The 21,049-nt window shown below is 64.5% G+C and carries 16 protein-coding genes and 4 pseudogenes; 6 read left to right on the plus strand and 14 right to left on the minus strand.

Translation table 11 applies throughout. The annotated features are described in order from the left end of the window. Positions 1 to 26: 26 nt before the first annotated feature. The gene (locus EAV90_RS11740) at positions 27 to 3,536 is read right to left on the minus strand and encodes a PAS domain-containing hybrid sensor histidine kinase/response regulator (RefSeq protein WP_129143455.1); all 3,510 of its coding nucleotides are present in this window, start codon (positions 3,534 to 3,536) and stop codon (positions 27 to 29) included. Between the two features lie 344 nt (positions 3,537 to 3,880). Beyond that, positions 3,881 to 5,110, minus strand: a complete 1,230-nt coding sequence (hemA, locus tag EAV90_RS11750; RefSeq protein ID WP_129143457.1) for a 5-aminolevulinate synthase — start codon at positions 5,108 to 5,110, stop codon at positions 3,881 to 3,883. 294 nt (positions 5,111 to 5,404) lie between these two features. On the opposite strand from hemA, the gene aroQ reads away from it, so the two are divergent. Then, positions 5,405 to 5,836: a type II 3-dehydroquinate dehydratase gene (gene aroQ / locus EAV90_RS11755; protein WP_122400724.1), complete on the plus strand. Its 432-nt coding sequence runs from the start codon at positions 5,405 to 5,407 to the stop codon at positions 5,834 to 5,836. 145 nt (positions 5,837 to 5,981) lie between these two features. Here the strand turns inward: aroQ and EAV90_RS11760 are convergent, their stop codons facing one another. The 4 genes from EAV90_RS11760 to EAV90_RS11775 all read right to left on the minus strand — a co-directional run bounded on the left by EAV90_RS11760 (position 5,982) and on the right by EAV90_RS11775 (position 10,770). After that, on the minus strand, positions 5,982 to 7,043 hold the full coding sequence (locus EAV90_RS11760; protein WP_122400725.1) for an MBL fold metallo-hydrolase: 1,062 nt from the start codon (positions 7,041 to 7,043) through the stop codon (positions 5,982 to 5,984). 137 nt (positions 7,044 to 7,180) lie between these two features. Then, positions 7,181 to 9,337 carry a methyl-accepting chemotaxis protein gene (locus EAV90_RS11765; RefSeq protein ID WP_122400726.1) on the minus strand — a complete coding sequence of 719 codons (2,157 nt, stop codon included), beginning with the start codon at positions 9,335 to 9,337 and terminating at the stop codon, positions 7,181 to 7,183. Between the two features lie 160 nt (positions 9,338 to 9,497). Then, positions 9,498 to 10,223, minus strand: coding sequence for an outer membrane protein (locus EAV90_RS11770; RefSeq protein WP_122406356.1), 726 nt, complete (start codon positions 10,221 to 10,223; stop codon positions 9,498 to 9,500). Between the two features lie 226 nt (positions 10,224 to 10,449). Next, positions 10,450 to 10,770, minus strand: coding sequence for a helix-turn-helix domain-containing protein (locus tag EAV90_RS11775; RefSeq protein ID WP_122400727.1), 321 nt, complete (start codon positions 10,768 to 10,770; stop codon positions 10,450 to 10,452). A gap of 190 nt (positions 10,771 to 10,960) precedes the next feature. Between EAV90_RS11775 and EAV90_RS11780 the strand changes: the two genes are divergently transcribed. Further along, positions 10,961 to 11,245 carry a hypothetical protein gene (locus EAV90_RS11780; RefSeq protein ID WP_122400728.1) on the plus strand — a complete coding sequence of 95 codons (285 nt, stop codon included), beginning with the start codon at positions 10,961 to 10,963 and terminating at the stop codon, positions 11,243 to 11,245. A gap of 150 nt (positions 11,246 to 11,395) precedes the next feature. On the opposite strand, the gene EAV90_RS11785 is transcribed toward EAV90_RS11780, so the two are convergent. The 5 genes and pseudogenes from EAV90_RS11785 to EAV90_RS11795 all read right to left on the minus strand — a co-directional run bounded on the left by EAV90_RS11785 (position 11,396) and on the right by EAV90_RS11795 (position 14,487). Next, positions 11,396 to 11,605, minus strand: coding sequence for a hypothetical protein (locus tag EAV90_RS11785; protein ID WP_027573332.1), 210 nt, complete (start codon positions 11,603 to 11,605; stop codon positions 11,396 to 11,398). Next, positions 11,602 to 11,778 carry a hypothetical protein gene (locus EAV90_RS39395; RefSeq protein WP_164936878.1) on the minus strand — a complete coding sequence of 59 codons (177 nt, stop codon included), beginning with the start codon at positions 11,776 to 11,778 and terminating at the stop codon, positions 11,602 to 11,604. The genes EAV90_RS11785 and EAV90_RS39395 overlap by 4 nt, the downstream gene beginning before the upstream one ends. Positions 11,779 to 12,221: 443 nt before the next feature. Continuing rightward, a pseudogene (locus EAV90_RS41655) lies at positions 12,222 to 12,310 on the minus strand (ATP-binding cassette domain-containing protein); the annotation flags it as partial. A gap of 72 nt (positions 12,311 to 12,382) precedes the next feature. After that, a pseudogene (locus EAV90_RS11790) lies at positions 12,383 to 12,574 on the minus strand (ABC transporter permease subunit); the annotation flags it as partial. A 362-nt stretch (positions 12,575 to 12,936) separates the two neighbouring features. Beyond that, positions 12,937 to 14,487, minus strand: coding sequence for an ABC transporter substrate-binding protein (locus EAV90_RS11795; RefSeq protein ID WP_122400729.1), 1,551 nt, complete (start codon positions 14,485 to 14,487; stop codon positions 12,937 to 12,939). 438 nt (positions 14,488 to 14,925) lie between these two features. Between EAV90_RS11795 and irr the strand changes: the two are divergent. Then, a pseudogene (irr, locus tag EAV90_RS11800) lies at positions 14,926 to 15,410 on the plus strand (Fur family transcriptional regulator Irr). A 46-nt stretch (positions 15,411 to 15,456) separates the two neighbouring features. On the opposite strand, the gene EAV90_RS11805 reads toward irr, so the two are convergent. Next, the gene (locus EAV90_RS11805; RefSeq protein ID WP_122400730.1) at positions 15,457 to 17,004 is read right to left on the minus strand and encodes a winged helix-turn-helix domain-containing tetratricopeptide repeat protein; all 1,548 of its coding nucleotides are present in this window, start codon (positions 17,002 to 17,004) and stop codon (positions 15,457 to 15,459) included. Positions 17,005 to 17,137: 133 nt separating this feature from the next. On the opposite strand from EAV90_RS11805, the gene mddA reads away from it, so the two are divergent. Continuing rightward, on the plus strand, positions 17,138 to 17,926 hold the full coding sequence (gene mddA / locus EAV90_RS11810; protein WP_162500096.1) for a methanethiol S-methyltransferase: 789 nt from the start codon (positions 17,138 to 17,140) through the stop codon (positions 17,924 to 17,926). An 80-nt stretch (positions 17,927 to 18,006) separates the two neighbouring features. Beyond that, positions 18,007 to 18,429: a GFA family protein gene (locus tag EAV90_RS11815; RefSeq protein WP_122400731.1), complete on the plus strand. Its 423-nt coding sequence runs from the start codon at positions 18,007 to 18,009 to the stop codon at positions 18,427 to 18,429. Between the two features lie 123 nt (positions 18,430 to 18,552). Here the strand turns inward: EAV90_RS11815 and EAV90_RS40475 are convergent, their stop codons facing one another. Beyond that, positions 18,553 to 19,566 carry an alpha/beta fold hydrolase gene (locus EAV90_RS40475; RefSeq protein ID WP_244607855.1) on the minus strand — a complete coding sequence of 338 codons (1,014 nt, stop codon included), beginning with the start codon at positions 19,564 to 19,566 and terminating at the stop codon, positions 18,553 to 18,555. Between the two features lie 172 nt (positions 19,567 to 19,738). Continuing rightward, positions 19,739 to 19,966, minus strand: a complete 228-nt coding sequence (locus EAV90_RS11825; protein WP_122400734.1) for a hypothetical protein — start codon at positions 19,964 to 19,966, stop codon at positions 19,739 to 19,741. A 480-nt stretch (positions 19,967 to 20,446) separates the two neighbouring features. On the opposite strand from EAV90_RS11825, the pseudogene EAV90_RS40075 reads away from it, so the two are divergent. Beyond that, positions 20,447 to 20,530, plus strand: a pseudogene (locus EAV90_RS40075) (IS5/IS1182 family transposase); the annotation flags it as partial. Between the last annotated feature and the right edge of the window lie 519 nt (positions 20,531 to 21,049).

Here is a 21,049-nt window from a genome sequence, read left to right on the forward strand (position 1 = left end):
CCTCCGTTCGGTGCGGCCGGGGCCGATTACTCCGCCGCCACCATCTGCTGCGTGCGCCATTGTCCGAGCAGGGCGCGGAGCGAGGCCGGCTTCACCGGCTTGTTGAGCACCGCAATCTTCTCGTCACGCGCGGCGACCTGCACGGCGGGGCTGCGGTCGGCGGTGATCAGGATCGCGGGGATTGCGTCGCCGAAGCGGCGCCGGATCTCGCGGATGGCGGCGATGCCGTTGCCGCGATCGAGGTGATAGTCGACCAAGAGTCCGGTGACGCGCCTTCCGGCTGCTTCGATTGCGGCGATCGCGCCTTCGGGATCGGCGACGGCGATCACCTCGGCGTCCCACGCCTTCAAGAGCGTGCGCATGCCGTCGAGGATCGCCGCATCGTTCTCGATGCAGACGATCAGCGCGCCCGCGATCGGCGTGCGCGCCAGCGGGGTCGCACTGGTCACGGCGGCGGTGTGGGTGACCGCCTTCGCCGTCGGCACCGTCACGGAGAACGCCGAGCCGCCGCTTCTATTGGCGTCGATGGCGATGCCGTGATTGAGCACGCGCGCCAGCCGTTCGACGATCGAGAGGCCGAGTCCCAGCCCGCGAGCGATCCGCGCGCCCTGCTCGAGGCGATGGAATTCCTTGAAGATCTCGCCGCGCTTGACCGCGGGAATGCCGACGCCGGTGTCGTAGACGGAGATCTTGAGCGAGGCGCCGCGGCGGCGGCAGCCGACCAGCACGCGCCCGCGCGGGGTGTACTTGATCGCGTTCGAGATCAGGTTCTGGAGCAGCCGCCGGAGCAGCAGTCGGTCTGACTTGACCGGGAGCGAGCAGGGCACGAAGGCGAGCTCCAGGCCCTTGGCGCGCGCGATCGGCGCGAACTCGATCTCCAGCGAGCGCATCAGATCGGCCATCTTGAAGCTCGAGATCGAGGTCGTCATCGCGCCGGCATCGAGCCTGGAGATGTCGAGCAGCGCGCCGAGGATCTCCTCGATGGCCTGCAGGGATTCGTCGATGTTCTCGACCAGCCGCGTCTCTTCGCCACTGTGCTGGCGCTCGACCAGGCTGGTGACATAGAGCCGCGCCGCATTCAGCGGCTGGAGGATGTCGTGGCTGGCAGCGGCGAGAAAGCGCGTCTTGGAGATGCTGGCGTCTTCCGCCGCGCTCTTGGCCAGGGCCAACTCCGAGTTCAGCCGCGTCAGCTCCTCGGTGCGGTCGCGCACGCGCTTCTCCAGCGTCGCATTGGCGCGCTCCAGCGCTTCCGCGGCCTCGAAGGTGGGCGTGACGTCGGTGAAGGTGATGACGAAGCCGCCGCCGGGCATGCGGTTGGTGAGCACCTCGATCACCATGTGGCGTTCCGGCAGGCGTTCGAGATAAGGCTCGCTGTCGGTGGTGTAGGCCACGAGCCGCTGCTCGATCATCGCCTCGCGACCACTCTCATCGGCCGGATCGCTCACGCCCATGAATTCCAGGATCTCGCGCAGCGGGGTGCCGAACTGGATGAAATGCGGGGGCACGTTGAGGAGATCGCCGAATTGCCGGTTGGAGCAGATCAGTTGCAGGTCGGCGTCGAATACCGCGATGCCCTGGCGCACATGGTTGAGCGCAGTCTGGAGGATCTCGCGGTTGAAATGCAGCGCCGCGTGGGAATCGTCGAGCAGTTTCAGCGCGGCCTTGGCGGAGACCGTCCGCTTGCGCAAGAGCAGCGACATCACGAGGCGCGAGGACGCCGCGCCGATCGAGGAGGCGATCAGGTGTTCCGCGTGCTGGAGCAGCTCGAAATCGGCGGGTGCTCCGGCTTCCAGACGCATATTGCGGTGGGCCGAGAAGGCCTCGAACGATTGCCGCGCGCGATCGGGGCCGAGATATTGCGCCACGGTGGTCTGGATGTCCTGCACCGTGACGGTGGTGCGCCAGCGACGAAAGCTGGGCGTGATCGGCGCCAGCGTGTTGGGCACGAACAGGTCGGCCTGCACCAGTTCGATCGAGGACGGCCGTCGCGCCAGCGACAGCAGCACATAGGTGAGAATGTTGAGCGAGAGCGACCAGACCACGCCGTGCATCAGCGGCGGCAGGTCAGCGCCGAACAGCGCCTGCGGCCGCAGCGCCTCGATCCCGAACGGACCATGCTGGAGCAGCAGGATCCCCGATGTCGACGAATCCATGAAGCTCGGGATGAAGAGCGTGTAGAGCCAGACCGCAAAACCGACCAGCATGCCGCCGATGGCGCCGCGCGCGGTCGCGCGCCGCCACAACAGGCCGCCGAAGAAACTGGGGGCGAGCTGTGCGATGGCGGCAAAGGAGAGCAGGCCGATCGCCGCGAGCTGGGCGTTGCCGAGCGCGCGATAGTAGAAATAGGCCATCACCATGATGGCGAAGATGGCAAGCCGCCGCAAGCGCAGCAGGAAGTCGCCGAAACCGGTGGCCCCGGTGCGGCCTTCGGGCCGCCGTTGCAGGACCAGGGGCACGACGAGGTCGTTCGAGACCATGATGGAGAGCGCGACGCATTCGACGATCACCATCGCAGTCGCCGCCGACAGGCCGCCGACGAAAACGGCGACGCTGAGAAGTCCCGCGCCGCCGTCCATCGGCAGCGCCAGCACGTACATATCAGGATCGACCGCGCCGAACGGGAAGGTCACGAGCCCGGCGAGCGCAATCGGGATCACGAACACATTGATGGCGACGAGATAGAGCGGGAACAGCCAGCGCGCCCGGCTGACCTCGGCGTCGCACGAATTTTCCACCACGCTGACGTGGAATTGGCGCGGCAGCAGCATGATGGCGCACAGCGACAGCAGCGTCATGGTCAGGAAGTTGCCGATCGACGGCGAGTATTCGATGGCGCGCACCGCTTCCGGTGTCTTCATCGCGCGCTCGATCAACTCGTGCGGCGAGAACATCCAGAAGGTGACGAAGATGCCGGCGGTGAGGAAGGCAACGAGCTTGACGATGGATTCGGTCGCGACCGCCAGCATCAGCCCGTGCTGGTGCTCGGTGGCATCGGTCTGCCGCGTGCCGAACAGGACCGCGAAGGCCGCCATCGTCAGCGTCACCATCAGCGCCATGTCGCCGAGGATCGGGATGTGGGAGAAGGCCTGGTCTTCGCTCAGGATCGTGCCGAGCGAGGAGGCCACCGCCTTGAGCTGGAGCGCGATATAGGGCACCGAGCCGATGATCGCGATCAGCGCGACCGTCGCCGCCACCGCCTGGCTCTTGCCGTAGCGGGCCCCGATGAAGTCGGCGATCGAGGTGATGTTGTGGGCTTTGGCAAGCTGGATCACGCGCCGGAGCACGCCGGCGCCAAGCCCGATCATCAGGATCGGGCCGACATAGATCGCCAGGAAGTCGGTCGAGGCGCGGGTGGCGAAACCGACCGAGCCGAAGAAGGTCCACGAGGTGCAGTAGATCGCCAGCGACAGCGGATAGATCAGCCCGGAGGCGCGGCCGCGCCCCGCCGGCGAGCGGCGGTCGCCATGGCTCGCCACCAGGAACAGGAAGCCGATATAGCCGAAAGCGGCGGCGATCACGCCCCAGTCGTGCAGCATGGGTCGGGGGCTCTCTCCCTGGGCGCCGGCGGCGCCCGAGCTCATTTTCCCAGCAAATCTAGCGCGTTGAGCCGACGCAAGCGACAGCGAAATGCCCGGCGCAAGCGGGAACTGCGGGTGTCGTTAAGGCAAGGCGGGACGCGCGCTGGCACTTACCCTCCCCTGGAGGGGAAGGGTCGATCGCGCGCAGCGCGAGCGGGGTGGGGTGATCTCTCCACTCGGGCACCGTTGGACGTGGAGAGACTGTCACCCCACCCCGTCTCACATTTCGCTGTGCTCAATGTGAGCCGACCCACGAGCGAGCTACGCTCGTCTCGGACCCTCCAGGGGAGGGTGGAAAGGGCCTACTCCGCGGCCAGCGACTTCTCGCGCAGCGGCAGGCCGAGGCGGTCCCACACCTGCAGGAGAGCTTCGGCGAGTTGATCGATCAGGCCGTCGTCGTGATAGGGCGAGGGCGTGATGCGCAGGCGCTCGGTGCCCTTGGCGACGGTCGGATAATTGATCGGCTGGATGTAGATCCCGTGCTCTTCGAGCAGGAGGTCGGAGGCCTGCTTGCACTTCTCGGGATCGCCGACGAACAGCGGCACGATGTGGGTGTCGCTCGACATCACCGGCAGGCCGGCGGCATTGAGGATCGCCTTGACACGGGCGGCGCGGTCCTGGTGGCGCTCGCGTTCCCAGCTCGACGTCTTCAGGTGCTTGATCGCGGCGGTTGCGGCCGAGCAGACCGCCGGCGGCAGCGCGGTGGTGAAGATGAAGCCCGGTGCATAGGAGCGCACGGCGTCGATGATCTGGCCGTTGGCCGCGATGTAGCCGCCGAGACAGCCGAACGCCTTGGCGAGCGTGCCCTCGAGAATGTCGATGCGATGCATCACACCGTCGCGCTCGGCGATGCCGCCGCCGCGCGGGCCGTACATGCCGACGGCGTGGACTTCGTCGACATAGGTCATCGCCCCATAGGTCTCGGCGAGATCGCAGATCTTGGCGAGCGGCGCGACGTCGCCGTCCATGGAATAGAGGCTCTCGCAGACGATCAGCTTCGGCCGATTGGGGCCGGCCGCTTTCAACAGCTCCTCGAGATGCGCAACGTCGTTGTGGCGGAACACGACGCGCTCGCAGCCGGACTGGCGGATGCCCTCGATCATCGAATTGTGGTTGAGCTCGTCCGACAGAATCAGGCAGTTCGGAATGAGCTTTGCGATGGTCGGGATGCCGGTCTGGTTCGAGACATAGCCCGAGGTGAACAGCAGCGCGGCCTCCTTGCCGTGGAGATCGGCGAGCTCGGCTTCGAGCTGGACCAGCGGATGATGCGTGCCGGCGATGTTGCGGGTACCGCCGGCGCCGGTGCCGACGCGCGTTGCGGTCTCGACCATGGCGCCGACCACCTTCGGGTGCTGGCCCATGCCGAGATAGTCGTTGGAGCACCAGATCACGACGTCGCGCTTGCCCTTGGGGGAGTGCCAGACCGCGTGCGGGAACCGGCCGGCCGTGCGTTCGAGGTCGGCGAACACGCGGTAGCGCCGCTCGGTGTGGAGACGGTCGAGGGCGGTATCGAAGAACTGGTTGTAATCCATCGGCAAAACCTGCTGCGGAACCTGGTCCAAGGCGGCCGTTCATTTTTAGAGCTTTTCCAGCTCCAATGTCCATGCGCCTGCGCACATTCGAAGCAAGGCGAGCGGGCCAATTGATAACGCCGGTCCGGCGGCGATTGTTGATGTGGATCAAGCGCCTAACACGGGCCTGCCGTCCGGACCGGAGTTGCCAGGGCCAGGCAGGGGCTGCCGTGGACATTTTGTCCATGGCGCGGCTGCCGTCCATGATTGCCGAGCCGGTCGCGCCGACGCGGACCCATTCGAAAGGAAGCCCCGATGAAACGTGTGATGATCCTCAACGGTCCCAACCTCAACATGCTCGGCATCCGCGAGCCGCACATCTACGGCACGACGACGCTCGCGGAGGTCAACGCGAGCTGCGGGGAGGCCGCCGCCAAGCTCGGCCTCAAGCTTGCCTTCCACCAGTCCAACCATGAGGGCGTGCTCGTCGATCTGATCCAGTCGGCGCGGCAGGACGCCGATGCCATCGTCATCAACCCGGCCGGCTTCTCCTTCACCTCGGTCGCGATCATGGACGCGATCAAGACATTCGAGGGCCCGGTGCTGGAGGTTCACATCTCCAACATCCACGCCCGCGACGAATATCACCGCCACTCGAAGATCTCGTTCGTGGCAACCGGTGTGATCTGCGGGCTGGGACCGTTCGGCTACATCGCGGCACTGCACGCGATCGCGAATATGAAGTGAGATGCTGCCGCGGCGGCGGTGCGCTCCCTCGCCCCGCTTGCGGGAGGTTGGGGTGAGGGGCTCTCCGCGGAGACGGTGAGAATTGGACTCGCGCCGCCACGCTTCGCGTGTCGGCCTCTTCCCGCAGGCGAGGCGAAGACAAGACTCACGTCGTCCGAAACTGCAACACGCCGTCCTGCATCTCGGCCGTCAGCCGGCCCTCGACGATCATGTAGTTGACATGGGCGACCAGCTCGCCGGCGGCAAAACCCATCTGGTGCTCGTCCAGCACGTGCTTGTTGAACACGACAGGCACCAGTGCTCGCGAGGTTTGCGGCACCTCGCGGCAGGCTTCCGCGATCAGGCGGCAGCGCTCCTCGTGGTGGTCGGCGAGCTGCTTGATGCGGGTCTTCAACCCGTAGAACGGCACGCCATGACCGGGCAGCACCAGCACGTCATAGGGAAGTGTCGTGGTGAGGCTGGCGAGCGAGGCCAGATATTCGCCGAGCGAGTTCTGGTCGGGCTCGACCGCCCAGACGCTGACATTCGGCGAGATCTTGCTCAGCACCTGGTCGGCGGAGAGGAACAGCTTGTCGTCGGCGCAATACAGCATCACCTGATCGAGTGCGTGGCCGCCACCGGTGATCACCTTGAAGCGGCGCGTGCCGATCACGACGTCGTCGCCATGCGAGATGCGGCGGTAGGACGGCGGCAGCACCGAGACGCGCTTGAGATAGTCCTGGCCGCGGCCGAGCAGCTTTTCGGTGAGCGACTCGTCCATGCCGTGGCGGCGGAAGAACAGCCGCTGCGCCTCGCGCCGCTCCTCGGTGCCGCGGTTCTGGTGATAGACCGATTGCAGATATTCGACCTGCGACATCACCAGCGGGCAATTGAAACGCTCGACGATCCACCCCGCGAGACCGACATGATCAGGGTGCGAGTGAGTGACGATCAGGCGCGTGATGTTGACGCCCTTCAGCGGTCCATCGAACAGCTTGGTCCAGGCTTCGATCGTCTCCTCGTTGCCGAATCCGGCATCGATCATCGCGTAGCCGTCGCCATCGGCGAGCAGGTAGATGTTCACGTGGTTGAGGCGGAACGGCAGCTTCAACCGGGCCCATAACACGCCGGGCCTGACCTCGACGATCTGTTCGGGGCCGGGGTGCTGTTCCCAGGGGTAGCGCAGGGCCTCGGCCGAGGACTGTGCGGTGTCGGTTTTTGAGCTCATGCTACCCGCTTAAACCCAGCGCGCGCGGGGCGCCAGCCGAAAAAGGACGGGCCATGCTACTCCGCATGGCCGGCATACCGGCCGTTTTCCGTAGCCCGGATTGCGCGCAGCTTCATCCAGGCTACGGGCCGGCGTCCCTACGCCGCCCGCATGTCGTTGAGGAATGCATCGATCTCCCCGCGCAGCATATCGGCCTCGCGCCTGAGCGCGTCAGAGGCGTTCAGCACCTCGCTGGCCGCAGCGCCGGCTTCGGCGGACGCGGTGGAGACGCCGATGATGTTGCTGGAGACTTCGCTGGTGCCGCCGGCGGCATGCTGGATGTTGCGGGCGATTTCGCGCGTGGCGGCGCCCTGCTCCTCGACTGCGGCGGCGATCGTCGTGGTGACGTCGTTGATCTCGCCGATGATCCGGCCGATCCCCTGGATGGCGCCGACCGCGGAGCTCGTGATCTCCTGCATGCTGGAAATCTGGGTGCGGATCTCTTCCGTCGCCTTGGCGGTCTGGCTCGCCAGGCTCTTCACCTCGGAGGCGACCACCGCGAAGCCGCGGCCGGCTTCGCCCGCGCGCGCCGCCTCGATGGTGGCGTTGAGCGCGAGCAGATTGGTCTGCGAGGCAATGGTCTGGATCAGGTCGACCACGACGCTGATGCGGCTCGCGCTGTCGGCAAGGCTCTGTACGGTGGCATCTGTCGATCCCGCTTCATCGACGGCTTTCTTGGCGATCTCGGCCGAGGTGACCACCTGGCGGCTGATCTCCTGGATCGAGGAGGACAGCTGCTCGGTGCCGGCCGACACGGTCTGCACGTTGACCGAGGTTTCCTCCGCCGCGGAGGCGACCGCGTTCACCAGCGCGCTGGACTGGTCGGCAGTGTTCGACATGCTCTGCGCGGTCGATTGCATCGAATTGGCCGATTGCGCCAGATTGTCGAGCGCGGAGCGCACCGTGCTTTCGAATTCGGCGATCTTCGCCTCCATGCGCGCGGCACGCTCGGCCTTGGCGATCCGGTCCTTGTCCTGCGCGTTCGTCAGTGCGCGGGTCTCGATCATGCTTTCCCGGAACACTTGCAGCGTGTTCGCCATCACCGAGATTTCGTCGTTGTGGTTCTTCGAGCGGTAGATCTCGGTTTCGAGATCGCCGTTCGCCAGCAGCTGCATCGATTGATGCAAGGCGCCGATCCGGCGCAGGATGTTGCGGCCGACATAGAGCCAGACGAACAGCGCCGAGCCGACCAGCATCAACGCGCCCAGCGCCAGCATGACTGACGTCGCGAGCGAAATCTCCTGCCGCGCCGCGAAGGTCGAGGCGTTGGTCTCCTTCTGCACGCCTTCGACGAGCTGCTGCACGCTGATGCCGAGGCCGACATTGAGCTTGCGGGTCTCGTCCAGGATGGTCTGACCGTAGTCGATGGAGTCGAGCTCCTTCTCGCGCAGATTGAACACGCCGGTCTTGCCGGTGCCGAGTGCGAGCAGCTTCTCCGCCGTCTCGCGCAGCATCTTGTTGCCCTGGTTGTCCGGCAGCAGATCGAGGTTCGAGCGCAGGCGTCCCTGTGCCGTCTTGAATTCCTTCTGGATGTCGTCGAGCTTGTCGCTCGTGCTGGCCGACAGCGCCGCGCTCATGTCGGCGGCAGCGAGATTGCCGCTGGCGACGACGTTGCCGAGCTGACCGACGGTCTGCGCGGCGTCGGTTGCATCCGCGGCTGACATGTCGGCCGAACCGAGAATGGCGTTGACGCGGGTCTGCGCGTCCAGCATCGCCGGACTCGCGGCGCCGACGAACGCGCCCTGCGCACTGCGAAGCGCGTCATATTGCTTATCATGGAGCGCCGCGATATCGAGCCGTTCGCGGGCGGCCTTCGCCAGGCTCTGAGCCGCCTCGTTGATGCTCTTCATGGTGTCGCTGAGGCCGGAGACGACGCTCTTGTCGGCGCCGAGCTCGATGATCTCGTTGAGCTTCTGCTGCGTCTGCTCCTGCAATTCCCTGAGCTTCTTGGTGCGTTCATTCAGGGCGTCCTCGCTTTGCGCCGCAAGCAGGGCTGGTCCCTGCGCCGCAAGGCTCGCGCTCAGTGCCGACAATTGCAGGCTGGCGGAAAGGCGTGGAATGTCCCGCCCGCTGAGTTCGGTCATGCGTCCGCCGAGATTCTGCAGCGCGAGGCCAGCGCCGGCCGCGATCACGAGGCCCATGCCTGCGATCACCGCGAAGGCCGCGAACAGGCTGCCGCGCACGCCCCATTTCGGCATTTTGAAACGAGGACGGAAACGGCCAAGGAAGCCGCCAAGGCCCAGACGGATCGCCATCGAAATTCCCCCAATGTTCTTTTGTTTGTGGGCGGCAGTATCGGCAGCACCGGTTAAAAAATCGCAATTGGCGCAATTGGTTGCGCATGTTCCGCAGGGCGAAAAAAGAAGGGCCGGCAACGAGGCCGGCCCTTCAGCGCGATAAGGTTTTGATAACCGATCAGTAGCGCGCCACAGCCGGGCTTGCCCAGTTGAAGCGGTAGTTGACGCCCGCCTTGAAGGTATGGTCGTCGGTGGTGAAGTTGCCGGTGCCGGCCAGCGGGCCCGCGGTGAAGTGCGCGTCGCCGAAATTGTAGTACTGGTACTCGGCCTTGGCCGACCAGTTCGGGGCGAACATGTATTCCAGGCCGGCGCCGAGGGTGTAGCCGTTGCGGTGATCGCCATCGATGATGAAGCCGGTCGGAACGCCGCCGACGGTCACCTTCTCGTTGTTGTCCGAATAGGCGTAGCCACCCTTCACATAGAGCAGGCCGGGACCCCAGGTATAGCCGACGCGGCCGGTGATCGAGCCGAGGCCGCGCTGATCGTTGGTGTAGGCGACGCCGCCCGGGAACACCGCGCCGACGCTGCCGGAGAGCCAGGAATACTGGCCTTCGACGCCGACCACGAAGTTCGGGTTGAGCTGCCAGTCAGCACCGACCTGCACGCCACCGAGGAAGCGGCCGTTGCCATTGTTGCCGGTGGAGAGGCCGTTGAAATTGTTGTCGCTGGAGAACGCGCCGCCGACATGGGCGCCGAGATAGAAGCCGGTCCAGTTGTAGATCGGTGCCGCATAGGCCGGGGCCGGAGACTTGTAATAATTGCGCGCGCCGAGATCGGCGCCGACGGCCGGCGCAGCCGCACCCAGCGCGAGCAGCGCAACGGTCGCAAACAGAAACTTCTTCATGGTCTTGAACTCCAACACTTTATGTCCCCGGCAGGCGCGCTGTTTCGCGCCGTCGTTGGTTTTGCAGATAGCTCGCTTTTGACGAAAATGCTGTCACATCCGTGGCGCAGCGAGAGCCAACCCAACTTATTGGGGCGCAAACGATTTTCGTGCTTAATGCCGGCTTAAGAAGTGCTGAAGGAAGGCTTAACTTCGCGCGTGACAGGTAACTTGTGCGCACCTCTTGTTAACCGAGACGCCGCCGCGCCTCATCGCGCATCTGCGCGCGAAAGGCCGCGCGCTTCGCGGGCCGGTCTTCCTCGCGGACGTCATGACGATCGAAGATGTCGAACTTCTCCAGGATCGGATAGCGCTCGCTCGCCATCGCGAGCACGCGCAGTATCTTGGTCGCCTCCGGCGAGGGACCGCTGACCTCCCAGCGCCGGATGGTGTCGGCGCCGCCTCTCTCCGGCAATCCGCACAGCCTGGCCATGTCGGCTGCAGTGAGCTCGCGCTCGAGGGCATCGGAGAGATCGTTGCGAAGCTGCTTCAGTTCGGCGCCGGTCATGCTGTTTGCGTCCAGGGAAATCACGGAACGCAACGCAGTAGCGCTGATTCGGGTCCGTCCGAAGGCGGCAGTTGCGTGCCCGCGCTCCGGCACCTTCGCCCGCGCACGGAGTTATGAATGGAGACCTGTGGAAATTTCCCTATGAGTGAACACTTGGCATGACGGGGCGCACCGGGCGAAAGGATCAGCCATGAGAACCATCAGACTCGCGATCGCCGCGCTCGTCACGACCGGACTGCTTGCTACGCCTTTCGCGGCTGAAGCAAAGAAGGTCCGGTCGAGCCGGCATTACAGCACCGGTGTGGTGGCGCCGACCTATGGCGGTGTCGGCGTGCCGGCCACGCAGCCAACGGGGCCCTACGGGTCATCCGGACAGACGGTCGGCACCGTTACCGCGCCGTCGATCGGCTCGTACAATTGGCCTTCGGTCGGCGTGACTAACGCGGTCCCCACCTGGAGCAACACCACGAGATAGAGGGCGCTTCGGCGACGTGGACGCCGCTCTCCGGATCGACGCGTGCCGCTCACCGATCCGGAGAGCAGATAAAGCGCAATCAGCAATGTGGTGACCGACAGCATCGTCGCGATCGGCGCGAAGCATCCCATCGAAACTGGGCGTCCGCTGCTAAATTCCGCGGCCGGTCTGTTGACCGATCACGCAGCGCCATGCCGCCAGGCGCTCGGCCGGGTGCTGGTTCATCCATTCGGCGAGCTGCGGCGCGCCCATCAAGCAGGACTGCACCGAGACCTGCGCAAAATCCGAGCTGGTGACGAGCTGCTCGTGGCAATTGGAGGGAGAGGCGAGGCTGCAGAGCACGGCGATGATTTTGATCACGACAGGTTACCCCCGTCGCGGCCGATGAATGCGCGGCCGATCGTCGGCTCGTCCTGCCCCTCGTTGGCCGCATCGGCCGGCGGGAAGATGCTGTCGTAGATCGCGCGTGCCTCCTTGATGAGGCGGGCTCGCTCGCGCTCGGATTTCGAGACAAACCGAATAACTTCGCCCATGTTGGCTCCGACTATCAGTGGGTGGTCCGTCATCAGATGACGTCAATCATTCAATCGTCATCTATGGTGTCGCCTTCGGCTTTGAAGCGTCGGGGCCGGTCACGACCGGATAAAAAGCACGTGACCGAGCTCCCGGAACCGAATGTCCCGGTGTGGCTCATGCGCTGGGTTGCAAGGCTGTCCACCACGTCACGTTCCCTGTACGGCTCCAGGCGGCAATCGAACGATTGCTGGCCTCAACTTATCCCTTGCAAAAATCAGCAAGGATAGTCTTACGAAAGCAAATGCTGCTCGATCGAATATGTTTCGTTGCGCGCAGCGAGCAAGTTTTGGAACCATCACGAAGATCGATGAACGACGACAAGCCGCCTCAGGCCACCTGCTCCTTCCGTCCCGGCACTGCCGCGAGCAGCTCGCGCGTATAGGCGTGCTCGGGCGCGGCGGCGCGCCACCGACGATTTGCCGGAGCCGGATTCGCCGACCAGGCCAAGCGTCTCGCCTTTGAGATGTTGAAGTTGACCGCGCGCGCGGCAAGCAGCGCGACCAGGGTCGATACAAGGCCAACGAGTAGCGACACGCGCGCGCCAAAAATCATGCCGGCGAACACGTCGCGGCGCTGGATCACGGCGTCGGAAAGACCTTTCGCACGCGCCGTCTTGACGAAGTCGAGCCGCTTCACCTCCAGCATCGAGGCGCGCGTCATACGGGTGTAGGTCGCCATGAAGAACAGGCCGAGCGTCATCGCCGGCATGATCAGGTGTTTTGCGACGTCGACCGCGTGGGCAAGGCCGGTGAGGAGTTGAGAACGACGATCGCGAACAGGACGATCACGCCCTTCAGCACACGCTGAGCGACGAAGGAGAGCATCTAGACTCGTACGCTAGTTGGTTGAGGCGGTCTTGCCGCGAAGGACACCTCTCCCCAACGGGGGCCCCAACGAGGAGAGGTCGCGCCGAAGGCGCAGGTGAGGGGGATCAGGTTCCACGAGAGAGCGTAACCCTCACCCGGATCGCATCTGGCGATGCGATCCGACCTCTCCCTATGGGAGAGGTGGGCACCGCCGATGCCTCAGCGTCTCGATACGGTTTCATCGTGAAGCAGCCGGTATCTTGGAACGACACCGCAGCAGAGATCTGCCGCGGCGTCGCATGGAATCCCTCACTTGTCGAGCCATGCGTCCTTGAAGCCGTCATTGACCCCGATCCCCGTGGTGATCAGGTTCTTGACCTTGCAGCGCATGATGGTCGGGAATTGCAGCTCGAGCATCCAGGCCACCGGCACGTCCTCGACCAGGATCTTCTGCGCCTTCTCGTAGATCTCCTTGCGCTTGGAATCGGGCGTCGCGACCGCGCCCTCGGCGAACAGCTTGTCGATCTCCGGGTTGGAATAGCCCTCGACGTTGTTGAAGACCTGCCCCTTCGCGATGTTGCCGGAGATATAGTTGCGGCCAACCCCGAGCGCGGGATCGCCGTACTGGTAGAGATAGGTGAAGGCGATGTCGTAATCCCAATCGCCGATCTTCTGGTTGCCGCCGGCAACGTCGGTGGCGATCGTCTCGATGGTCATGCCGACGTCCTGGAGGTTCTGCTTCACCGCTTCACCCCAACGCTGCCAGGTCTCGCCATAGGCGAGCGGCAGCAGGCGGATCTTCTCGCCCTTGTAGCCGGCCTCCTTCAGCAGCGCCTTGGCCTTGGCCGGATCGTAGGGATATTTCTTCACATCGTCGGTGTAGTACTTGATGGTCGAGGCCGACGGGCCGGTGGCGACCTTGCCGAGCCCGTTCCAGATCACGTCCTTGGCGAAGTCACGGTCGATCGCATACATGATCGCCTGCCGCACCCGCTTGTCCGCGAGCGGCCCCTGGCGGTTGTTCAGCCACAGCCAGGCCAGCGGCGAGAAGAACTCCCAGCCAGCACCGGTGACGCAGGTATCCTTCAGCTTGGACAGCCGCGGCACGTCGAAATTCTCGACCGAGCCGCCCGGCAACACGTCGACCTTGCCGGTCTCATACGCCACCGAGCGCGCGGCGGCGTCGGGGATGATCTGCCAGTAAATCTCGTCGAGATAGGGCTTGCCCTTCTCGTAGTAGTTCGGGTTCTTGACCAGGCGGATGAACGAGCCCTTCTGCCATTCCTTGAACATGAAGGGGCCGGTGCCGACCGGCGCGTTGTTGTAGGGATTGGTTTTCCAGTCGGTGCCTTCATAGAGATGCTTCGGCACCATCGGCATCGAGCCGACCTCGAAGATGCCGAGGAACGGGCCGAACGGCTGCTTCAGCGTGAACACCACCGTGTAATCGTCCGGCGTCTCGACCTTCTCGAGCTGGGCCAAGTTGGTGCGGGCACGCGCATGGGTCTGCTTCAGCATCTCGATCGAGAACAGCACGTCGGCGGCGGTGAAGGGCTTGCCGTCATGCCAGGTCACGCCCTTCCTCAGCTTGAAGGTATAGGTCTTGGCGTCCTCGCTGACGCTCCAGCTCTCGGCAAGTTCCGGCTGCGGGTCGAGCTTGGGGCTGTAGCGCAGCAGTCCCTCGAAGATGTTGCCTGACACCATCTGCACCGGGCCGTTCTGGACCATCGCCAGCATCAGGCCGGGCGGCTCGGGCTGGATCACGGCATTGATCACGCCCCCCGTCTTCGGCTCTTGCGCCAGCGCCGAGGCCGCAAGGCCGCAAGCCAGGAGGAGACCAAGCAACACTCGTTTTGGCATGTCGTATCTTTCTCAAGCGAGACCGGCCGTAAACACTCCGCACGTCCTCGCGCGCAAAGCGACGGCCGGTCCATCCCAGTCCCCATCCGACATCGAGGCTCACACAGCCTCGTTCGGCGCGGCAAGATGAAAGTCTCGACAGTGTTCGCACAAAAAATGTACAGCGCGTCGTGTTTTGATGGATTGACCTCTTGTCGCGGGGCATCCGTCATGTCGGTCGCTGGCCGACATGACGGTGTCGCGACACAGCGTCGCGGTGGGCCGCCGATGAGAGCGCTCTCGTGCCAGCTGGGAATAGGCCGCGCCGGCCGGCGATCAGTCAGAAGCGGTTGCGCCGCCCAATTTGATCCGCATCAAAGTCGAACCGCTGCTTTTGCGATCGAATGGCTACTGCACGCGGCACTGCGCGTCCCGTTCCCTTGAGCCGTGAGACGATCGATGGACATCCAGGGCACGATCATCCCTGCGGGTGACGATCGTGGCCCCGACGTCGCCGGCCTCGATCCAGCGTCCGAGCCTGGCGTGCAGCACTGCTTGCAATGCTGAGCAATGCCGGCCTGCGCCCGACCCGCCAGCGCCTGGCGCTCGGCCAATTGCTGTTCCAGGGCGGCCATCGCCACGTCACCGTAGAGAGCCTCTATGCCGAGGCAATTGCGGCCAGCGCGCATCTGTCGCTTGCGACGGTCTACAACACCCTGAACCAGTTCACCGAGGCTGGCCTGCTGCGCCGGATCGCCGCCGACGGCATCAAGTCGTTCTTCGACACCGACACATCCGTGCATCCGCATTTCTATCTCGAAGGCGAGGACGTGCTGGTCGACGTTGCCGAGCGCCTGGCCTTCACCAAGGTGCCCGAGGCGCTTCCCGGCCACGAGATCGCGCGGCTGGACGTCATCGTCCATTTGCGCCGGAAGCGAGCGTAGCGCTTACCCTCCCCCTCCAGGACCCTCCAAGGGATGGTCAGAGGTATCACCGCAGCCCGGCCCGGCGGAATCCCTCCAGATAGTGTTCGCGATCCCCGTCATTGGCCCACGGCAGTTGCGTCGCGATCCAGTGCAGCGAGATGCCCGGCTGGGTGCGGCGGAGCTCGGTGAGCGCCATCTCCGCAAGCGTTCCGTCGCCTGTCATGCCGGCGGAGACGGCGAGCACGCGGTAGGCGCCGGTGAGGTCGCCGCGGTGGCGGATCGCCTCGCGCGCCAGCGCGATGGCTTCGTCATACTGCCGCTCGGTGAAACGCGCATAGGCGGCGATGCCGTGATAGATTGCCAGTGACGGATCGCGCGGCGACAGCAGGATCGTCCTTTGCGCGGCCTCGAAGGAATCCTTCGCTCGTCCGGCATAGGACAGCGCCAGCGCGTAATAGCTCTGCGCCAGCGAGAAGTTCGGATTGAGCGCGAGCGCCTGCTCGAACTCGGACAGCGCATCCGCAAGCCTGCGGGTCGAGAAGCAGACGCTGCCGAGCGCGGCATGCGCCCAGGCATCCTCGTGGTCGCAGCGCACCGCGGCGAGCGCGGCGGCTTCCGCGGCCGGCGCAACCGCGGCCAGCTCGGCCCAGCCGAGATGCACGCCGAACATGTCGTTCACGGCCAGCACCGACAGCGCCTGGCCGTAATTCGGATCGATGGCAACCGCGCGCTCGAGCAGTGCCCGCGCGGCCCCGTGATCCTGCCGGGTCACGCGCCAAAAATGCGACAGCGCGCGCATCAAGAGGTCCCAGGCGTCCAGGCTCGCAGGCGGCTTGCGATGGCTGCGAAAATTTTCCGCCGCGTGGATCTGCGGCTCGATCGCCGCAGCGATCGCGTTGGTGATCTCGTCCTGCACGGAGAAGACGTCGACGAGCTCCCGGTCGTAGCGCTCCGCCCAGATATGTCTTGCTGACACGGCGTCGTTGAGCTGCGCGGTGATGCGCACCCGGTTGTCCGCCTTGCGCACGCTGCCTTCGACGATGTAGCGGACGCCGAGCTCCTCGGCGATCTGCCTGATGTCGACCGCGCGCCCCCTGTAGGTGAAGGAGGAGTTGCGCGCGATCACCAAGAACCAGCGCTGTTTCGACAGCGCGGTGAGGATGTCCTCGCTGATCCCGTCGCCGAAATAGTCCTGCGCGGGATCGCCGCTCATGTTTCCGAAGGCGAGCACCGCGATCGCCGGACGGTCCGTCATGCGCAGGGGAGCGGGCTTGGCTTCCGCCCGCGCGGCGGACGCTGCCATTTCTTCGCGGACCTCGCCGACGAAGCGAAAGCCCTTGCGCGGAATGGTCTTGATCAGCCGCTGGATAGCGCCGTCGTCGCCCACCGCCTTGCGCGCGGCGTTGATCCGGCTGTTCAGGGCGGAATCCGAGACGATGCGGTCGCTCCAGATCTGGCTGATCAGGTCATCCTTACTGACCACACGCGCTCGTTGCGTGACCAGATAAAGCAAGAGATCGAACACTTGCGGCTGCAACGGAACGGCTGCCCCGTCGCAGGTGAGCTCCCGAAGATCGCTGTCGAGCACCTTGTTTTCAAAGCAAAATCGCACGTTTTCGTCGTCTCAAGCAAAAATCAAAGTCGTCTCAGGCGAAAATCAATCGTCCGCGAAAGTCGGGAGACGTCCGATCCGGCATGGTGCGAAGACCAAACCGTGCCGATGCCTCGGCACAACGGAGCGTTTCATGACCCAACTCGATGACCAGGTTCATTCCATCGGCCCGGAGGTTACGGGCTCGCGCATTTTCAGGTTCATCGCCTTTCTGTACGGAATTGCGGCATATCTCGTGTTTTTCGTCACCATTCTCTACGCGATCGGCTTCGTCATGGGCGTGATGGTGCCCAAGACCATCGACACCGGAGCCGAAGCGCCCGTCGTTCGCGCGGTGATCATCAATCTGCTGCTGATGTCGCTGTTCGCCGTTCAACACAGCGTGATGGCGCGCCAGCAATTCAAGGCGTGGTGGACGCAGTTCGTCCCCAAGCCGGTCGAGCGCAGCACCTACGTGCTGTTCGCGAGCCTGTCATTGCTCCTCCTGTTCTGGCAGTGGCGTCCGCTGCCGGCGGTCATATGGAACGTCGAGAACCCGGATCTTGCCGTAACGGTGGTCACGCTGTCCTTCGCCGGCTGGGTGCTGGTGTTCACCTCGACCTTCATCATCAACCATTTCGAATTGTTCGGCCTGTCTCAGGTGACCGATCATCTCGTCGGCAGGGAAGCGGCGCCGCCGCGTTTCAAGACGCCGCTGCTCTACAAGTTCGTCCGGCATCCGATCTATCTCGGGTTCATCGTCGCGTTCTGGGCGGCGCCGACCATGACTGCGGGTCATCTGATGTTCGCAGCCGTGACCACGCTCTACATCTTCGTCGGCATCGCGCTGGAGGAACGCGATCTCGTCGATCTCTTCGGCGACGAGTACCGGCGGTACAAACAACGGGTGTCGATGCTTATTCCCTGGCGCCGGTCGGTGTAGTCTCGGCCTCGCCTCGCGCGTTCCCCGAAAGGCGCGCGCGCGAGGCGCCGACGCGCGATAACATAAAACGGAGACGTCCAATGAAACATGTCGGAAACTGCTTCTGTGGCGCGGTCACGGTCGAGGTCACGGGCGCGCCGGAGGCGATGGGCTATTGCCATTGCCGCTCCTGCCGCTCCTGGTCGGGCGGTCCGGTCAACGCCTTCACCCTGTGGAAGCCGGAAGCCGTGCGCATCACCGAGGGCGCGCAGCATGTCGAGACCTTCGCCAAGACGCCGCAGAGCCAGCGCAAATATTGCAGGAAGTGCGGCGGCCATCTCATGACCAACCATCCCCCGCTCGGTCTGATCGACGTTTTCAGCGCCACCATCCCAACACTCGCGTTCACGCCCGGCGTCCACGTCAACTATGCCGAGACCGTGCTGCCGATGCGCGATGGCCTGCCCAAGCTGAAGGATTTCCCCGCCGAGTTCGGCGGCAGCGGCGAGATGATGCAGGAGTAGCGGCCGTCATTTGAAGGCCAAAAGGCCGAAGCTCGGCTTCGGCCTTTCTTGAGGGGGCGGCAGAGCGTTGCCCTCTCTGCCTTCTCTCAAGGGCTAAGAATGAAACACTAGCCTCCGCGGGATTCAACGACCTTGCGGCAGGACTCCGAGAGCTTCGACTTGTTCTCGCGCAGACAGGCATTCATCTGCGGCGGCTTGCCGATAGGCTCGGCGCAGAATTTGCCGGCGTCGCCACGGCAGGCCATTTGCTCCTGGGGCGATGGACCGGACTGTGCAGCAGCGGGCAGGGCGGCAGCAGTGAGCAGCAGCGCGGCAACAACCGAAATCTTCATAAAGCACCTCTTTGAAGAGCTGGCGGAACGCCGGATTTTCCTGGCCCCATCCGACGCGCACCAGCGTGAGCATCGCTTCGCCGGTCTCCTTGTCGGCCTGCGTCCTTGCCCGTTTCCGCCAGCCCACGGCGTAGCCGCCAAAAAGTACGAGATGGGAGACGCGCTCGGGGTGCCGAACCGCGTAGGCGATCGATACGGCGCAGCCCTGGGAGACGCCGAGCAGCGCGAAACGATCGATACCCGCGGCATCGACGACGCTTTCGAGGTCGTCAACGAAGTGATCGAAGGTGACGTCGGGCACCTCGCGATCGGAAAGACCGTTGCCCCGCGCATCGTAGCGGATGCGGGTGTGCTCACTGGACAGCTCGCGGTAAAGATGCCGCCAGATCGGGCTTTCCAGGTCGAATTCAAGATGGGTCATCCAGTTGCCGGTCTTGACGATCGGCGGACCCTGGCCGGTCTTGGCATAGGCCAGTTGCACGCCGTCTTTCGTCTGACAGAAGTGGATATTCTGTGCATCGGCGGCAATCGGCCGTGCCGGCTCCGACGCGCCCAAAACCGCAATGTCCGGAAGCGACATGATGTCCTTGGCTGCAAGTCCATATACACCGACAGCGCGGGCGATGTTCTTCACCGTCTGCTCGCCGAGATCGGCGAAAGCGAGCGACAGCTTGTCCCTGATTTGCTCGTTCGCCGCGCGCGAGATGCAGACGCCGCCGGGTTCGCACAACCCCTCGAGCCGGGCGGCGATGTTCGCGGCGCTCAAATCGCCATAGCGCCTGCCGCACGGCCGTTTGCTCCCCAAGCGCGGTTTCCTCCCTTGGAGGCTTTCGGACGCCGGCCGCCGAATATGCGGTCCCGTCCTTCATGCGGCCGACATCCGAAACCCATCACACAAGCAGCCGATCACGCTCAAGCGGGTGACTTCCGCTTTGCCTTGCGGAGCCGACGTTTATGACAACACGTCCTAGCTCCGCTCACGAAAGATCGAGCCGCGGCGGCGGATAGCGCCGGGCCAGCACCGACAAGGATAGATGCCGTTCGTCTTCCGGCAGCTCCAGATAGGCCAGTACAAGCGCCCGCTTCCAGTCTCCGACGCCGAAATCCATCGCCGTCCACTTCTGCGGCTCGGGCCCTTCCAGCCCTCGAACCCAGACGAAATAGCGGGGAAGGTCGTCCGCGTCCGTCGTGCGTCTCCTGGCCATCAGACTGTCCACTGCATCACATCGGTTGCCACGGGATATAGGTGCCGGCGCGGGGAAGTCGAACGCCCGACGGCGGCCTGTGCGCGATGCTTACGGTTGAGCGGTAGGTGCCGCCTTCGCCCCGCGCCCCGCGCAGGGCAATCGCATCCCCGTGGCCATCCTTCGAGACGCCCGCCTTTTAGCGGGCCCTCAGGACGAGGGCCGAGTGCGCGGCGGCAGTTTCAACGGCACTGATGCCGCTTAGCCTCATCCTGAGAGCCTGACCGAAAAAGGGTGAGCGGTTTCGGCGGGCCTGTGATTCCTTCGGATTTGCAAAGATTCGAGGGAGGACACCATGCCGTGGACCAAAGCCGCTCGTCTCTAAAGCGCGATGAGATTTGGATGAATCGTCATCGCGCTTTAGCTTGTTGTTTACGCATGATCTTTCCGGAAAACCGCTTCGCACTTTTCCGGATCATGCTTTAGTATCAGTGCAGTGGACTGCGTTACACAAGTGATCTGACCGATGCCGAGTTGGCGTCGATCGCCCGGAAGATGCCGCGGCGACGGCGATTGGGCCGGCCGCCGAGGAGACCGCGAAGCGGTCGTCTCGAAGGACGAGGCGCGCGCTCAGCTTGCGGGCAGCCAAGGTCAAGAGGCTGAGCCAAAGATTCCGATTGACCGAAATTCGGAAATATCGTATATCCCGCTCACCCCGGCCCATGGACAAGGGGCGTTTCGCGATCGTCGCGATATGCGGGCCGGGTGGCGGTGGACGTGGAGCGCATCGGCGCGCATGCGATCGCAGGGCGGGCTTGGCCCGTGAGCGGTAGAGCGGCGCGCACACGACCGGTGCGATTCCGCGTACGGCAAAAGCGTGTGGTCCTGACGCCCGGGGTCTGTGCGTCAAGGCTTGCGGTGGTGAAGCGGCCCGACCGGGTGCGCGCATCAGTCATCGGCAAGACGACGGGGGCAAAAGTGCATCGCTCCCCGGGGAGCAACTGTGTTGAAGTAGCCCGGCGATCGGCCGGCCTCAAGGCTGGCGCTGGCGCGCCACCGCCTCCGGCGGCTTCCGGCCTTGACCCCGTCCGCTCGCCGGTCTTC

The sequence above is a fragment of the Bradyrhizobium vignae genome (genome assembly GCF_004114425.1).
Taxonomy (GTDB): Bacteria; Pseudomonadota; Alphaproteobacteria; order Rhizobiales; family Xanthobacteraceae; genus Bradyrhizobium; species Bradyrhizobium vignae.

Bases quoted from the DNA above. Each gene is read 5' to 3' on its own strand.
- EAV90_RS11740 (WP_129143455.1), bottom strand. From the start codon at position 3,536: ATGCTGCACGACTGGGGCGTGATCGCCGCCGCTTTCGGCTATATCGGC.
- hemA (WP_129143457.1), bottom strand. From the start codon at position 5,110: ATGGATTACAACCAGTTCTTCGATACCGCCCTCGACCGTCTCCACACC.
- aroQ (WP_122400724.1), top strand. From the start codon at position 5,405: ATGAAACGTGTGATGATCCTCAACGGTCCCAACCTCAACATGCTCGGC.
- EAV90_RS11760 (WP_122400725.1), bottom strand. From the start codon at position 7,043: ATGAGCTCAAAAACCGACACCGCACAGTCCTCGGCCGAGGCCCTGCGC.
- EAV90_RS11765 (WP_122400726.1), bottom strand. From the start codon at position 9,337: ATGGCGATCCGTCTGGGCCTTGGCGGCTTCCTTGGCCGTTTCCGTCCT.
- EAV90_RS11770 (WP_122406356.1), bottom strand. From the start codon at position 10,223: ATGAAGAAGTTTCTGTTTGCGACCGTTGCGCTGCTCGCGCTGGGTGCG.
- EAV90_RS11775 (WP_122400727.1), bottom strand. From the start codon at position 10,770: ATGACCGGCGCCGAACTGAAGCAGCTTCGCAACGATCTCTCCGATGCC.
- EAV90_RS11780 (WP_122400728.1), top strand. From the start codon at position 10,961: ATGAGAACCATCAGACTCGCGATCGCCGCGCTCGTCACGACCGGACTG.
- EAV90_RS39395 (WP_164936878.1), bottom strand. From the start codon at position 11,778: ATGGGCGAAGTTATTCGGTTTGTCTCGAAATCCGAGCGCGAGCGAGCC.
- EAV90_RS11795 (WP_122400729.1), bottom strand. From the start codon at position 14,487: ATGCCAAAACGAGTGTTGCTTGGTCTCCTCCTGGCTTGCGGCCTTGCG.
- mddA (WP_162500096.1), top strand. From the start codon at position 17,138: ATGACCCAACTCGATGACCAGGTTCATTCCATCGGCCCGGAGGTTACG.
- EAV90_RS11815 (WP_122400731.1), top strand. From the start codon at position 18,007: ATGAAACATGTCGGAAACTGCTTCTGTGGCGCGGTCACGGTCGAGGTC.
- EAV90_RS11825 (WP_122400734.1), bottom strand. From the start codon at position 19,966: ATGGCCAGGAGACGCACGACGGACGCGGACGACCTTCCCCGCTATTTC.